Source organism: Paenirhodobacter hankyongi (assembly GCF_003664585.1).
Classification (GTDB): domain Bacteria; phylum Pseudomonadota; class Alphaproteobacteria; order Rhodobacterales; family Rhodobacteraceae; genus Rhodobacter; species Rhodobacter hankyongi.
In genome coordinates this window covers 61,503-75,116 of sequence record NZ_RCHI01000002.1, presented here as the reverse complement: position 1 = coordinate 75,116, position 13,614 = coordinate 61,503, and the positions used below count along the sequence as shown (strand labels likewise).

The window sequence follows — 13,614 nt, the reverse complement described above, 5'->3', positions numbered from 1 at the left end:
TGGCGGCGGTGCGGGCGGGGCCCGGGGCCGCAGGCTTGTGCGGGGGGTGGAAAGCGGTGACAGTGGCAAGATCACGGCGACGGGCGGGGCGCGCGGAGGCGCAGACGCGGATGATCGGGACGGAAAGCGACGGCCAGGACCAGACCGGCGGCGAGCTTTTCGCGCTCGGCGACTGGATCGACCCGCGCGACCCGGCGACGATTGCCGACTATGACGCCTGGGAGGATCAGATCGTCGTCGTCTATGACCCCGACGCGGGCGTGGCGCCACGGCTGAGCATCGAACCGTCCGAGACCCACGGCGCCGCCTGGGTGGTGCTGAACGGCACCCGGCTGGCCGAGGTGCTGGGGGCCGGAAGCCTTGCCGCACAGGATGTGCTGCTGCTCACCCCGGCCGAATTCGCCCATTTCTGAGCCGGCGCGGGTTTTGCCCTTCCTTTTCGGGCGATTCTCGCCTATAGGCGCGCATCCGTCCGCCGGTCCTCGGTCCGGGAACGGATGCCTCCACGGGCCTTGCTGGACGACATCCCGGCTTGCGCCATCACCCTTTTGACACAGGAGATCCCGATGTCGATCACCGTCGAAGACAAGAACCGCCTGATGAAGGAATTCGCCACCAAAGAAGGCGATACCGGTTCCCCCGAAGTCCAGGTTGCGCTGCTGTCGAAGCGCATCGCCAACCTGACCGAGCACTTCAAGATGCACAAGAAGGACAACCACTCGCGTCGTGGCCTTCTGATGCTCGTCGCGCAGCGCCGCAAGCTGCTCGACTACCTGAAGAAGAAGGACGAGTCGCGCTACGCCACGCTGATCGAGCGTCTCGGCCTGCGCCGCTGATCCTGTTCTGACCGGATTGCAGACGCCCGTCTCGAAAGAGGCGGGCGTTTTGCTTTTCGGCGGCGAAATCTCTGGCGGTTGCGACGGCCCGGCCGCACTATGGGGCTACCTTCGGAGGATCGCATTTTGGCCGTTCACACCCTTTCCCTCAATTCATCCCTGCGTGATTTTCTCTGGGAAAAGCGGATCATCCCAAAGCCCTGGCCGCTCGAGGCGGATCTGTCGGGGCTGCAGCGCATCGTTTTCCCCGATGCGCTGCGGGTCGAGCCCTACACCCGCCACATGATCCGGCCGGTGAAGGAGATGGTCATCGGCTCTCTTGCCCACATGAGCTATTCGCACTCGCCGCTGATGGGGGTGCAGATCGGCGCCTTCTGCGCGATCGCGACGAATGTGAAGGTGATGGGCGACCAGCATCCCTACGAGCGGGTGTCGAGCCATTCGCTCAGCTATGCCGAGTATTACCGGGTTGCGGCGGCAGAGCTGGGCGCGCGGGAGATCCGGCTGGGCACCCCCTTCGTGCGGGCGCAGCCGCCGGTCGTGGTGGGCAATGACGTCTGGATCGGCCAGGACGTGCTGCTTGGCGGCGGCGTGACGATCGGCGACGGCGCGGTGATCGCGGCGCGCGCGGTGGTCACCAAGGACGTGCCGCCCTATGCGATCGTCGGAGGCGTGCCGGCGCGGGTGATCAAGTCTCGCTTCCCCGAGGAGCTGCGCGCGCGTCTTCTGGCGACGACGTGGTGGGACTATTCGCTGAAGGATCTGGCCGAGTTCTCCTTCGACGATCCGGCGCGGTTCTGCGATGCCTTCGAGCGTCGCCGCCCCAGCCTGCGCCCGCGCGAAAAGACCTGGGTCACCGCGCGCGATCTGCTTGCTCTGGCCTAGGCGGCGGGGCGGCCGACTCAACTCCCCGCTTTCCAAAACCCCTGTTTTCCTGTATGGCCCGGGCCATCTGCGACGTGACGCCCAGAGCCCCCGGGCACATGCAAAGGATCAGGGGGCGGCGGCAATGGGGCCGCCATGCAAACGGGAGACCCGGAGGGTCCGGAGTTTCCCAGACAGGATACGCTGAATGTTCAACGTTATGAAAAAATCCATCCAGTGGGGCGACGAGACGCTGACGCTGGAAACCGGCAAGGTCGCCCGCCAGGCTGACGGCTCGGTCATCGCCACGGTCGGCGAGACCTCGGTCATGGCGAACGTCACCTTCGCCAAGCAGCCGAAGCCCGGCCAGGACTTCTTCCCGCTGACCGTGCATTACCAGGAAAAATACTACGCCGCCGGCAAGATCCCGGGCGGCTTCTTCAAGCGCGAGGCGCGCCCGTCGGAGAAGGAGACCCTCGTCTCCCGCCTGATCGACCGCCCCTGCCGTCCGCTCTTCGTGCCGGGCTTCAAGAATGAAGTCCTGGTGATGGCCACCGTGCTGTCGTGCGACCTCGAGAACGATCCCGACATCGTCGCGATGATCGCTGCCTCGGCCGCGCTGACGATCTCGGGCGTGCCGTTCCGCGGCCCGATCGGCGCCGCCCGCGTCGGTTTCAAGGATGGTGCCTACATCCTGAACCCGAAGATGGACGAGATGACCAAGCTGCGCGAGAACCCCGAGCAACGGCTCGATCTCGTCGTCGCCGGCACCAAGGACGCGGTGATGATGGTCGAATCCGAAGCCTATGAGCTTTCGGAAGCCGAGATGCTGGGCGCGGTCAAGTTCGGCCACGAACAGATGCAGCCGGTGATCGACCTGATCATCTCGCTGGCCGAGGTTGCGGCGAAGGAACCCTTCGACTTCACCCCGCCCGACTATGCCGCGCTCTACGCCAAGGTGAAGGCCGCCGGCGAGGCCGACATGCGCGCCGCCTTCGCGATCAAGGACAAGCTCGCCCGTCAGGACGCCATCGCCGCCGCCGTGGCGACCGCGAAGGCCGGCCTGAGCGAGGAAGAGCTTGCCGATCCGAACCTGGACATGGCGATCAAGAAGCTTGAATCGTCGATCCTGCGTGGTGACATCATCAACGGTGGCGCCCGTATCGACGGCCGCAACAACACCACCGTGCGTCCGATCGTGTCGGAAACCGGCGTCCTTCCGCGCACCCACGGCTCGTCGCTGTTCACCCGTGGCGAGACCCAGGCGCTGGTCGTGACCACGCTCGGCACCGGCGATGACGAACAGATCATCGACGCGCTGAACGGCAACTTCCGCTCGAACTTCCTGCTGCACTACAACTTCCCGCCCTACTCGGTCGGCGAAGTGGGCCGCGTGGGCTCGCCCGGCCGTCGCGAGATCGGCCACGGCAAGCTTGCCTGGCGCGCGCTGCAGGCGGTGCTGCCGGCGGCGACCGACTTCCCCTACACGATCCGCGTCGTGTCGGAGATCACGGAATCGAACGGCTCCTCGTCGATGGCTTCGGTCTGCGGCGGGTCGCTGTCGATGATGGACGCGGGCGTGCCGCTGAAGGCGCCGGTCGCGGGTGTGGCGATGGGCCTGATCCTCGAGGACGACGGCCGCTGGGCGGTGCTCACCGACATCCTCGGTGACGAAGACCACCTCGGCGACATGGACTTCAAGGTCGCCGGCACCGAGAACGGCATCACCTCGCTGCAGATGGACATCAAGGTCGCGGGCATCACCCCGGCGATCATGGAGCAGGCCCTCGCCCAGGCGAAGGACGGCCGGATGCACATCCTCGGCGAGATGGCCAAGGCGATCTCCGCGCCGCAGGGCTTCTCGGAATACGCGCCGAAGATCGAGACGATGCAGATCCCGACCGACAAGATCCGCGAAGTGATCGGCTCGGGCGGCAAGGTCATCCGCGAGATCGTGGAAACCTCGGGCGCCAAGGTCGACATCAACGACGACGGCGTGATCAAGATCGCCTCGAGCGATGCCGAGGCGATCAAGCGCGCCTACGACATGATCTATTCGATCGTGGCGGAGCCGGAAGAAGGCAAGATCTACCGCGGCAAGGTCGTGAAGCTCGTCGATTTCGGCGCCTTCGTGAACTTCTTCGGCAAGCGTGACGGCCTCGTGCACGTCAGCCAGATCGCCAACAAGCGCCTGAACCATCCGTCGGATGCGCTGAAGGAAGGCCAGGAAGTCTGGGTCAAGCTGCTCGGCTTCGACGATCGCGGCAAGGTCCGGCTCGGCATGAAGATGGTCGACCAGGAGACCGGCGAGGAACTCGCCGCCGAGAAGAAAGAAGAAACGGCCGAATAAGGCCGGAGCCGGCGCCCTTCGGGGCGCCGGCCGCATCTTGCGGAGCGCGCATGACGACGCCCCCTGTGTTTCTCATCAATCTCGATCGCAATCCCGAGCGGCTGGAGACGGCCCGCGCGGCGCTGGCGCCTGTCGGCATCGTCCCCGAACGGGTGGCGGCGGTCGACGGCCGCGCGCTGCCGCCCGGGCAACTGGCGCAGATCGAGGCGGCGGCGATGGCCGCGATCGGCCGGGCGCTGAGCCCGGGCGAGGTCGGCTGTTTCCTCAGCCATCTGGAGGCGGCGCGGCGGATCGTGGCGGCGGGGCTGCCGCATGCGATCGTGCTCGAGGATGATGCGCGGCCCGGGCCGGACCTTGCGGCGGATCTTGCAGGTCTGATGGCCGCGCTGCCCGCGGCGGCGGATCTGGTCAATCTGGGGCGGGCGCCCTCGAAATTCTTCCGGCCCGAGCGGGTGCTGCCCTCGGGGCGCGCGCTTGGCCGGGCCTATTACTTCCCGGTGACGACCAGTGCGCTGCTGTGGTCGCGCGCCGGGGCGGAACGTTTCCTGGCCGAGCACCGGCTCGAGGCGCCGGTCGACGTGTTCTTGCAGCGCTGGCTGAGCGGCAGCGGCCGGGGCTGGGCCTGCGCGCCGGCGCTCTTCGGCCTTTCGGGCGCGGCAAGCGAGATCGGCAGCGGCGCCGGACGCAAGGGCACGCGTGCGGCGGGCTATACCGCCTTGCGGCTGCGCCGGCAGGGGGGCAACCTGCTGAAGGCGGCCCTCGGCCGGTTGCGCGGCGCGTGAGTCGACGGGGCTTGCCGCCCGGGCCCGCAAGGTGAAAGAAGACAGCATGAGCGCGAAAGTATCCCTGGCGAAACGCCCGAATTTCCTCAAGGCGCAGCTGCTTGCGCCGTTCTCGGCGCGCTATCGCGCGCGGTTGACGCTGCGCGGCGAGCCCGAGGCGCTGCTGGCGATCGCCACCCATATCGTGCTGACCCGCGATCACCGGCTGGCCTTCGTGAAGAACTCGAAGGCGGGCTGCACCACCGTCGCGCAGGTGCTCTATGCCTGCGACACCGGGGCGACCTTCCAGGGCCGGGTGCATGACGCGAAGAAGCAGATCGCCGGCCACCTGCATGTGCGCGAATGCCTCGACGCGCTGCGCGACCCGAAGGTCTATGCCTTCTCCTTCGTGCGCGATCCGCTGGCCCGCGCGGTCTCGGCCTTTCAGGATTTCGTGCTCGACCGCACCAACCCGGGCACCCGTCACCACCTGCCGCGGCTGCGCGAGTTCGGCTGGCGGCCCGACACCTCCGAGGAGCGGCAGTTCGACGTCTTCCTCGATTATGTCGCGGCGAGCTTCGCCGAAAGCGAGCTTTGGACCGACCCGCATTTCCGCCTGCAAAAGCACAATCTTGCGCTTGGCACGGTGCAGTATCGCCGGATCTGCCGGCTCGAGAATTACGCGGCCGAGATGACCCGCGTGCTGCAGGAATCGGGGGTCTGGCGGCCCGAGCTGGAGCGGCTTCTGACGATGCGCACCAATGTCTCGCGGGCGCGGAAATACAGCCCGACCGAGGCGCAGGCGGCGCGGGTGCGCGCGATCTATGCCGCCGATTACGAGGCCTTCGACTACTGAGGCCCGAAACGGAAACGGGGGCCCGAAGGCCCCCGTCGCGTCGAAACGGTCAGATCCGCCTCATTCCGGCTTCTTGACGAAGCGCAGGTAGGGCAGCTTGACGTCCACGTCGCCGAACTTCGCCTTGCCGTCCTCGGTCGAGACCGAGAGCGCGAGGATCACGTCCTCGCCCGGCACCCAGTTCGCGGGGGTGGCGAAGGGCACGCCGTCGGTCGCCTGGATCGCGTCGAGGGCGCGCAGCACCTCGGCGAAGTTGCGGCCGACCGACATCGGATAGATCATCATCAGGCGGATCTTCTTGTCCGGGCCGATGATGAAGACGGTGCGCACGGTCGCGGTGTTCGCGGGCGTGCGGCCCTCGGGCAGATAGGCCTCGGCGGGCAGCATGTCATAGAGCTTCGACACGGTCAGCGAGGTGTCGTCGATGATCGGGAAGGTCGCCGGCGCGCCGGCATAGGCCGAGATGTCGGCCTTCCACTTCTTGTGTTCCTCGACGGTGTCGACCGAGACGCCCATCACCTTGGTGTTGCGCTTCGCCCATTCGTCGGCGAGCTGCGCGACGGCGCCGAACTCGGTGGTGCAGACCGGGGTGAAATCCTTCGGGTGCGAGAACAGGATGGCATAGTTGTCGCCGATCCAGTCGTGGAAGCTGATCTTGCCCTCGGTGGTGTCGGCGGTGAAGTCGGGGGCGATGTCGTTGATGCGCAGAGCCATGCTGGTCTCCCTGGTTGACGTTTCGGGCGGAAACTTAAGACAGGCAGAACGAAGTTTCATCCCCCTGCGGTGAATTCGCTGCAGAATGGGAGGAAATGCCACCCGCACTCGCCGTGGTGGAACGTTCTTCTGCATCCGCCGGGCTTGCCGATTTGCGCAGCCGCTGCGCGAAGCGCCGGCTTGCCCTTGCCGCGCGCGGGTGCCACCCTGCGCGCCAACAGGAGGTTTCCATGATCGAAAAACGCGATTTCTACATCAACGGGCGCTGGACCGCCCCGGCCGCGGCGCGCGACTATGCGGTGATCGACCCGTCGACCGAAGAGCCCTGCGCGGTGATCTCGCTCGGCGATCGCGCCGACACCGAGGCGGCCGTCGCCGCGGCGAAGGCGGCGCTGCCCGCCTGGCGCGCCACCGCGCCCGAGGAACGCCTCGCCTATGTCGAGAAGATCCTTGAAATCTACAAGGCGCGCTACGAGGAGATGGCCGAGGCGATGAGCCTCGAGATGGGCGCGCCGATCGATTTCGCGCGCTCCGAACAGGCCGGCGCCGGCACCTGGCACATCGAGAATTTCATCCGCGCGGCGAAGGAATTCGAATGGGTCCACCCGCTCGGCGACGGCACCCCGGGGGCGATGATCGCCTATGAGGCGATCGGCGTCGTCGGCCTGATCACGCCGTGGAACTGGCCGATGAACCAGGTCACGCTGAAGGTGATCCCGGCGCTGATCGCGGGCTGCACCATGGTGCTGAAACCCTCGGAAGAGGCGCCGCTCAGCTCACTGCTCTTTGCCGAGTTCATCGATCAGGCCGGCGTGCCCGCGGGCGTGTTCAACCTGGTGAACGGCGATGGCGTCGGTGTGGGCTCGCAGCTCTCGACCCATCCCGACATCCAGATGATCTCCTTCACCGGCTCGACGCGGGCCGGCAAGGCGATCTCCATCGCTGCGGCCGAGACGCTGAAGCGCGTGGTGCTGGAACTGGGCGGCAAGGGCGCGAACCTGGTCTTTGCCGATTGCGACGAGAAGGCGGTGAAGCGCGGCGTGCGCCACATGTTCGAGAACACCGGGCAGTCGTGCAACGCGCCGAGCCGGATGCTGGTCGAGCGCAGCTATTACGAAAAGGCGCTGGAAATCGCGGCGCAGACCGCGGCCGAGACCCAGACCGGCAACCCGCGCGAGCCCGGCCGTCACCTTGGTCCGGTGATCAACAAGAGCCAGTTCGAGAAGATCCAGGGCCTGATCGAGAGCGGCATCAAGGAAGGCGCGCGGCTGATCGCGGGCGGTCTTGGCCGGCCCGAGGGGCTGAACAAGGGCTATTACGTGCGCCCGACGATCTTTGCCGACTGCACCCCGGACATGACGATCATGCGCGAGGAGATTTTCGGCCCGGTGCTGTCGATCATGCCCTTCGACACCGAGGAAGAGGCGGTGGCGATCGCCAACGACACCCCCTACGGGCTGACGAACTACCTGCAGACGCAGGACCCCGTGCGCACCAACCGGCTGCTGCGCGCGCTCGACGCAGGCATGGTCGTCGCGAACGGCAAGAGCCGCGGCGCCGGCGCCCCCTTCGGCGGCGTCAAGGCGTCGGGCCGGGCGCGCGAGGGCGGCCGCTGGGGCATTGAGGAGTTCTGCGACGTGAAATCGATCGGCGGCTGGGTCGAGTAACCCCGCCGTCGCCCCCGGCCCCGGCGTGGCAAGATGAGTCTTTGGGCCAGGAAAAAGCCGATGCGCCTTTTCCTTGGAAAAATACTCATCCGTCGCCGGGGCCGGGCGCCTTGCCCTTCCGGTCCGCGCGGGTGAAACTGCGCGGCCTGAGAGGAGAGCGCCCATGACCTTCACCCTTGCCACCTGGAACATCAACTCGGTCCGCCTGCGCGAGGGGCTGGTCGAGAGGCTGATGCGGGAGGAGGCGCCCGACGTGCTCTGCCTGCAGGAATGCAAGAGCCCGGTCGAGAAGATCCCGCTCGAGCGCTTCCGCGCGCTTGGCTACGACTGGATGGTGGCGCGCGGGCAGAAGGGCTACAACGGCGTCGCGATCCTGTCGAAGCTGCCGCTCGTCGAGGCGGGGGCGGGCGATTATGCCGGGCTCGGCCATGCCCGGCACGTCGCCGGTCGGCTCGAGAACGGGGTGACGATCCACAATTTCTATGTGCCCGCGGGCGGCGACATTCCGGACCGCGACGAGAACGAGAAATTCGGCCAGAAGCTCGATTTCCTGACCCACATGCGCGACGATTTCCTCGCGAACCGGCCCGAGAAGGCGATCCTGGTGGGCGATCTGAACATCGCGCCGCGCGAGGATGACGTCTGGAGCCACAAGGCGCTCTTGAAGATCGTCTCGCACACGCCGATCGAGGTCGAGCATCTGGCGCAGACGCGCGACGCGGGGAACTGGGTCGACGTGACCCGGCAGGACATTCCCGAGGGGCAGCTTTATTCCTGGTGGAGCTATCGCGCCAGGGACTGGGACGCGGCCGACAAGGGGCGGCGGCTTGATCACGTCTGGGCGACGCCCGACATCTCGAACGCGGCGCATGGCAGCCGGATCCTGCGCGCCGCGCGGAGCTGGGAGCAGCCCTCCGACCACGTTCCGGTCTTCGCGACTTTCGATCTCTGAGGCGATCCGCCCCTTGGCGAGGGCCGCCCCGGCGCGCATATAGGGAACAAAAGATCTGGGAGAGGCGACCATGATTGGCACCGAAGCGAAAACCACCCATTCCGAATTCGTGAAAGACGTCGACGAGACCACCTTCATGGCGGAAGTCGTCGACAAGTCGATGACCGTTCCCGTGATCGTCGACTTCTGGGCGCCCTGGTGCGGCCCGTGCCGGCAGCTTGGCCCGGCGCTCGAGGCGGCGGTCGAGGCGGCCAAGGGCAAGGTCGTGATGGTCAAGGTCAACGTCGACGAGAACCAGATGATCGCCGGCCAGATGCGGGTGCAGTCGATCCCGACCGTCTATGCCTTCTGGCAGGGCCAGCCGGTCGACGGGTTCCAGGGCGCGCTGCCCGCCTCGCAGCTGAAGACCTTCGTCGACAAGCTCGCGGCCCTTGCGGGCGACGGCGGGCTGGCGGATGCGGTTGCGGCCGCCGAGGAGATGCTGACCGAGGGCGCCGCGGTCGACGCGGCCGAGACCTTCGCCGCGATCCTCGGTGAGGACGCCGAGAACGCCGAGGCCTATGGCGGGCTGATCCGCGCCCATCTGGCGCTCGGCAATCTCGAGCAGGCGGAACAGTTCCTCGCCGCGGTGCCGGCGAAGATCGCGACCGCCGCGCCGGTCGAGGCCGCGCGCGCGCAGCTCGCACTGGCGAAGCAGGCGGCGAAGGCCGGCCCGCTTGATGCGCTGAAGGCGAAGGTCGAGGCTGACCCCGCCGATCATCAGGCGCGCTTCGACTATGCCACCGCGCTGCATGCCGCGGGCGAGGTCGAGGCTGCGGTCGAGCAGCTGCTCGAGCTGTTCCGCCGCGACCGCGAGTGGAACGAGGGCGCCGCGAAGACGCAGCTCTTCACCATCTTCGACGCGCTGAAGCCCACCGACCCGATCGCGGTGAAGGGCCGTCGGCGTCTTTCGTCGATGATATTTGCCTGATCGCGCGGGCGGGCTAGCTCATGCGCATGATGAAAGCCTGTGACCTGCCAGATCTGATCCCGCTGTTTCCGCTGCCCGGGGCGCTGTTGCTGCCCCGGGGGCGGTTGCCGCTGCATATCTTCGAGCCGCGCTATCTGCAGATGGTCGAGGATTGCCTGAAGACGCCGCACCGGCTGATCGGGATGATCCAGCCCTGCAAGGGGCGCGACGGGGCGGCGAAGCTGAACGCGATCGGTTGTGCGGGACGGCTGACGGGGTTCTCGGAGACCGAGGACGGGCGCTACATGATCACCCTGTCGGGGATCTCGCGGTTTCGGCTGTTGCGCGAGCAGGAGGGGTTCTGCCCCTATCTCCGCGCCGAAGTCGGCTGGAGCGATTTCGAGCGCGACCTTGGCCGGGCCGAGCATGACCCGGGCTTCGACCGCGACGGCTTCCTTGAACTTCTGGCGCGGTTCTTCCATTCGCAGGGGCTCGACACCGACTGGGAGACGCTGAAGGAGGCGGAGGACGAGCTGCTGATCAACTCGCTCTCGATGCTCCTGCCGCTCGAGCCCGAGGACAAGCAGGCACTGCTCGAGGCGCCGAGCCTGACGACGCGGCGCGAGACGCTGGTGACGCTGCTGGAATTCCACCTGCACGGCGGCTGCGAGGAGCGTGAGCAATGAGCGATGTACCCGAGGAAGAGGACCGTGCGGCGTTCGACCGGCGGATGCTCGAGGCGCTGGTCTGCCCGCTGACGCAGGCGCCGCTGCACTATGATGCGGCGCGGCAGGAGCTGATTTCGAAACCCGCGCATCTGGCCTATCCGATCCGCGCGGGCATCCCGATCATGGTGCCCGACGAGGCCCGCCCGCTGGACTGAAAAGGCCGCCCCGAGGGGCGGCCTTTCCGGTCAGATCGCGCGGCCCTGAAGCAGCCGCGGCAAGGGCCCCGACAGCCCCGCCGCCTGCCGCATGAAGGCGCGCCGCAACGGGCCCGCCGCCTGCACGATCCCGAGCCCGAGGTCGCGCCCGGCCCGCAGGATCGGGTTGTCGTTCGAGAAGAGCTTGTTCACCGTGTCCATGCCAAGCGCGAGCGAGACGGAATCGAAACGCCGCCAGCCCTGATAGCGTTCGAGCACATCGGGGGCGCCGAGATCCTCGCCCCGGCGTGTCGCTTCGACCAGCACCTCGGCCAAGGCCGCCACATCGCGCAGGCCGAGGTTCAGCCCCTGCCCGGCGATCGGGTGCACGCCATGCGCCGCATCGCCAATGAGCGCCACCCGCGGCGCGACATAGCTTTTCGCCAGCGTCAGGTTCAGCGGATAGCTGAAGCGCGGCCCGGCCAGCCGGATCTGGCCGAGGAAATCGCCGAAGCGCGGCCGCAGGATCGCGAGGAAATCCTCGTCCGACAGCGCCGAGATCACCTTGGCATTCGCGTCCGTCTCGGACCAGACGATCGACGAGCGGTTGCCCGGCAGCGGCAGGATGGCGAGCGGCCCGTTCGGCATGAAGAACTGCTGCGCGATTCCCTGGTGGGGCAGTTCGTGCTCGATCGCCGCGACCAGCGCGGTCTGGCCATAGCCCCAGCCCTCGCGGGTGATGCCGGCGCGCTCGGCCACGCCCGAGCGGCGGCCGTCGGCGCCGACCAGCAGTTTCACCAGCCGCGTGCTGCCATCCGACAGCGTCACCTTGATACCGCCCGGCACCACCTGCTGCGCGGTGACCGCGGTCTGGGTGAGCAGGGTGATCTTCGGGTCGACCTCCATCGCGTGCAGGAAGGCGCGGTAGAGGAAGCGGTCCTCGAGCATGTAGCCGACCGGCGTCTGGTCAAGCTCGCGGCTGTCGAAATGCAGGAAGAACGGCGCGGCGCCTTCGCCCGGCCGCCCGTCCGAGGCCTTCACCTCGAGCATCGGCTGGGCGTTTGTCGCCAGCATCGGCCAGAGCCCGATTGCGGAAAGCAGCTTTTGCGAGGCAAGCGCCAGGGCATAGGCGCGGCCGTCGAAGTCATCCTCGGCCCGCGCCCGCGCGGGGGCGGCGTCGACGACGGTGACGGTCAGCCCCGATTGCGCGAGGGCGAGGGCAAGCGCGGGGCCGTTCAGCCCGCCGCCGGCGATGAGGATGTCTGAATCATGTGTCATGGCGCGGAGTATGGCGCGGCGCGCGCGATTGTCCATGCGCGGGATTGTCCGGGTGGGATTGTCCGGCGGGCGGGCAATGGCTAGCGTGGCGCAAACGAGCGGAGGGCGCGATGGACGAACGGTTCTGGTCGGCGGCGGAGCAGGGGCGGGCGATGGCCAAGGGCCGGCTCGATCCGGTGGAGATGGCCGAGGCCTATCTCGAGGCCGCGGCGGCGGTGCCCGACGTCTATGCCCGCCTCACCCCGGAACGGGCGCGGGGCGAGGCGATGGCGGCGCGGGCGCGGCTGCGGCTTGGCCTCGGGCGCGGGCCGCTCGACGGTGTGGCGCTGAGCTGGAAGGACCTGTTCGACAGCGCCGGCACCGAGACCGAGGCGGGCTCGCGCCTGCTCGAGGGCCGGGTGCCCGAGGCGGACGCCGAGGTGCTGGCGCAGGCGACGCTGGCGGGCACGGTCTGCCTTGGCAAGACTCATATGACGGAACTGGCGTTCTCCGGGCTTGGCATCAACCCGATGACCGCGACGCCGCCGAATGCCGTGACCCCGCATCTCGCCCCGGGCGGGTCGAGCTCGGGCGCGGCGGTCTCGGTGAAGCTGGGGCTGGCCGCGGCGGCGGTGGGCTCGGACACCGGCGGCTCGGTGCGGATCCCGGCCGCCTGGAACGACATCGTCGGGCTGAAGACCACGCATGGCCGGGTGTCGACGCGGGGCGTTGTGCCGCTGTGCCGGCGTTTCGACACGGTCGGGCCGCTTGCGCGCAGCGTTGAGGATTGTGCGTTGGTGCTGGCGGCGCTTGAGGGCCAGCCGGCGCCCGATCTGCGCGGCGCGACACTTGCGGGCGCGCGGCTTCTGGTGCTCGAGGGCCTGCCGCTCGAGGGTGCGCGGACCGAGCCGCTGCGCGGCTTCGAGGCGGCGGTCGAGCGGCTGGGCCGTGCAGGCGCGCTGATCGAGCGGCGCGCGCTGCCGATGGTGGCGCCGGCGATGGCGCTGTCGGGGCTTCTGTTTGCGCCCGAGGCCTATGGGCTGTGGCAGGCCGAGATCGAGGCGGCGCCCGAGAAGATGTATCCGCCGATCCTCGAGCGTTTCCGCGGCGGGGCAGGGGCGTCCGCCGCCGATTACGTCGCGGGCTGGGCGGCACTGGACGACTATCGCGCGCGCTGGCTGGCGGCGACGGCGGGTTATGACGCGGTTCTGGTGCCGACGGCGCCGATCCTGCCGCCCGACGCCGCCCGGCTGCAGACCGATCCCGCCTATTTCGCCGCCGAGAATCTGCTCGCCCTGCGCAACACCCGGATCGGCAACATCTTCGGGCTGTGCGCCCTGACCTTGCCGACCGGCGAACCGATGTGCGGAATTTCGCTCATGGCCGCGCCGATGGCCGAGGAACGCCTGTTGCGACTGGGGATCGCGGCCGAGGCGGCGCTGCACTGAAAAGCCACAGGCACGCCCGGCAAGCCATGGCGCGGGCGTGCTTTTTCTGGACGCGGGCGCCCGGCTTCGGTAACCTGCCGACATACGGGGCGACACGA

The 13,614-nt window shown here is 68.1% G+C and carries 13 protein-coding genes and 1 pseudogene; 12 read left to right on the top strand and 2 right to left on the bottom strand.

Annotated features, from left to right (window positions below; all coding sequences use genetic code 11):
• The first annotated feature begins 110 nt into the window (after window positions 1–110).
• The 6 genes and pseudogenes from DYS74_RS02295 (at window position 111) to DYS74_RS02270 (ending at window position 5,667) form a co-directional block, all read left to right on the top strand.
• Complete coding sequence (locus DYS74_RS02295) at window positions 111–413, top strand: hypothetical protein (RefSeq protein WP_121530542.1); 303 nt, start codon at window positions 111–113, stop codon at window positions 411–413.
• Window positions 414–566: 153 nt separating this feature from the next.
• Entirely contained in the window at window positions 567–836 is a 270-nt protein-coding gene (gene rpsO, locus DYS74_RS02290; RefSeq protein ID WP_121530541.1) for a 30S ribosomal protein S15, read from the top strand.
• A 537-nt stretch (window positions 837–1,373) separates the two neighbouring features.
• Window positions 1,374–1,518: pseudogene (locus DYS74_RS19105) on the top strand (CatB-related O-acetyltransferase); the annotation flags it as partial.
• Between the two features lie 390 nt (window positions 1,519–1,908).
• Window positions 1,909–4,050 carry a polyribonucleotide nucleotidyltransferase gene (gene pnp, locus DYS74_RS02280; protein WP_121530539.1) on the top strand — a complete coding sequence of 714 codons (2,142 nt, stop codon included), beginning with the start codon at window positions 1,909–1,911 and terminating at the stop codon, window positions 4,048–4,050.
• A gap of 50 nt (window positions 4,051–4,100) precedes the next feature.
• Window positions 4,101–4,832: a glycosyltransferase family 25 protein gene (locus tag DYS74_RS02275; RefSeq protein WP_121530538.1), complete on the top strand. Its 732-nt coding sequence runs from the start codon at window positions 4,101–4,103 to the stop codon at window positions 4,830–4,832.
• Window positions 4,833–4,878: 46 nt separating this feature from the next.
• Window positions 4,879–5,667: a sulfotransferase family 2 domain-containing protein gene (locus tag DYS74_RS02270; protein WP_121530537.1), complete on the top strand. Its 789-nt coding sequence runs from the start codon at window positions 4,879–4,881 to the stop codon at window positions 5,665–5,667.
• 60 nt (window positions 5,668–5,727) lie between these two features.
• On the opposite strand, the gene DYS74_RS02265 is transcribed toward DYS74_RS02270, so the two are convergent.
• Window positions 5,728–6,381 carry a peroxiredoxin gene (locus DYS74_RS02265; protein ID WP_121530536.1) on the bottom strand — a complete coding sequence of 218 codons (654 nt, stop codon included), beginning with the start codon at window positions 6,379–6,381 and terminating at the stop codon, window positions 5,728–5,730.
• Window positions 6,382–6,611: 230 nt separating this feature from the next.
• On the opposite strand from DYS74_RS02265, the gene DYS74_RS02260 reads away from it, so the two are divergent.
• From DYS74_RS02260 to DYS74_RS02240, 5 genes are all read left to right on the top strand, one after another.
• Window positions 6,612–8,048 (top strand): aldehyde dehydrogenase family protein, encoded by a 1,437-nt coding sequence (locus tag DYS74_RS02260; protein WP_121530535.1) that lies wholly within the window; start codon window positions 6,612–6,614, stop codon window positions 8,046–8,048.
• Window positions 8,049–8,211: 163 nt separating this feature from the next.
• On the top strand, window positions 8,212–9,000 hold the full coding sequence (locus DYS74_RS02255; RefSeq protein ID WP_121530534.1) for an exodeoxyribonuclease III: 789 nt from the start codon (window positions 8,212–8,214) through the stop codon (window positions 8,998–9,000).
• A 70-nt stretch (window positions 9,001–9,070) separates the two neighbouring features.
• Window positions 9,071–9,970 (top strand): thioredoxin, encoded by a 900-nt coding sequence (gene trxA, locus DYS74_RS02250; protein WP_121530533.1) that lies wholly within the window; start codon window positions 9,071–9,073, stop codon window positions 9,968–9,970.
• 26 nt (window positions 9,971–9,996) lie between these two features.
• Window positions 9,997–10,635 carry an LON peptidase substrate-binding domain-containing protein gene (locus tag DYS74_RS02245; RefSeq protein WP_121530980.1) on the top strand — a complete coding sequence of 213 codons (639 nt, stop codon included), beginning with the start codon at window positions 9,997–9,999 and terminating at the stop codon, window positions 10,633–10,635.
• The gene (locus DYS74_RS02240) at window positions 10,632–10,832 is read left to right on the top strand and encodes a Trm112 family protein (protein WP_121530532.1); all 201 of its coding nucleotides are present in this window, start codon (window positions 10,632–10,634) and stop codon (window positions 10,830–10,832) included. Before DYS74_RS02245 ends, DYS74_RS02240 begins: the two co-directional genes overlap by 4 nt.
• A 30-nt stretch (window positions 10,833–10,862) precedes the next feature.
• Here DYS74_RS02240 and DYS74_RS02235 read toward each other — a convergent pair whose 3' ends face one another.
• Window positions 10,863–12,089 carry an FAD-dependent monooxygenase gene (locus DYS74_RS02235; protein WP_121530978.1) on the bottom strand — a complete coding sequence of 409 codons (1,227 nt, stop codon included), beginning with the start codon at window positions 12,087–12,089 and terminating at the stop codon, window positions 10,863–10,865.
• Between the two features lie 110 nt (window positions 12,090–12,199).
• Between DYS74_RS02235 and DYS74_RS02230 the strand changes: the two genes are divergently transcribed.
• Window positions 12,200–13,516, top strand: a complete 1,317-nt coding sequence (locus DYS74_RS02230) for an amidase (protein WP_121530531.1) — start codon at window positions 12,200–12,202, stop codon at window positions 13,514–13,516.
• The last annotated feature ends 98 nt before the right edge of the window (window positions 13,517–13,614 follow it).

Coding starts and splice junctions, on each gene's coding strand:
- DYS74_RS02265 (WP_121530536.1), bottom strand. CDS start 6,381: ATGGCTCTGCGCATCAACGACATCGCCCCCGACTTCACCGCCGACACC.
- pnp (WP_121530539.1), top strand. CDS start 1,909: ATGTTCAACGTTATGAAAAAATCCATCCAGTGGGGCGACGAGACGCTG.
- DYS74_RS02240 (WP_121530532.1), top strand. CDS start 10,632: ATGAGCGATGTACCCGAGGAAGAGGACCGTGCGGCGTTCGACCGGCGG.
- DYS74_RS02235 (WP_121530978.1), bottom strand. CDS start 12,089: ATGACACATGATTCAGACATCCTCATCGCCGGCGGCGGGCTGAACGGC.
- rpsO (WP_121530541.1), top strand. CDS start 567: ATGTCGATCACCGTCGAAGACAAGAACCGCCTGATGAAGGAATTCGCC.
- DYS74_RS02295 (WP_121530542.1), top strand. CDS start 111: ATGATCGGGACGGAAAGCGACGGCCAGGACCAGACCGGCGGCGAGCTT.
- DYS74_RS02230 (WP_121530531.1), top strand. CDS start 12,200: ATGGACGAACGGTTCTGGTCGGCGGCGGAGCAGGGGCGGGCGATGGCC.
- DYS74_RS02275 (WP_121530538.1), top strand. CDS start 4,101: ATGACGACGCCCCCTGTGTTTCTCATCAATCTCGATCGCAATCCCGAG.
- DYS74_RS02255 (WP_121530534.1), top strand. CDS start 8,212: ATGACCTTCACCCTTGCCACCTGGAACATCAACTCGGTCCGCCTGCGC.
- DYS74_RS02270 (WP_121530537.1), top strand. CDS start 4,879: ATGAGCGCGAAAGTATCCCTGGCGAAACGCCCGAATTTCCTCAAGGCG.
- DYS74_RS02245 (WP_121530980.1), top strand. CDS start 9,997: ATGATGAAAGCCTGTGACCTGCCAGATCTGATCCCGCTGTTTCCGCTG.
- trxA (WP_121530533.1), top strand. CDS start 9,071: ATGATTGGCACCGAAGCGAAAACCACCCATTCCGAATTCGTGAAAGAC.
- DYS74_RS02260 (WP_121530535.1), top strand. CDS start 6,612: ATGATCGAAAAACGCGATTTCTACATCAACGGGCGCTGGACCGCCCCG.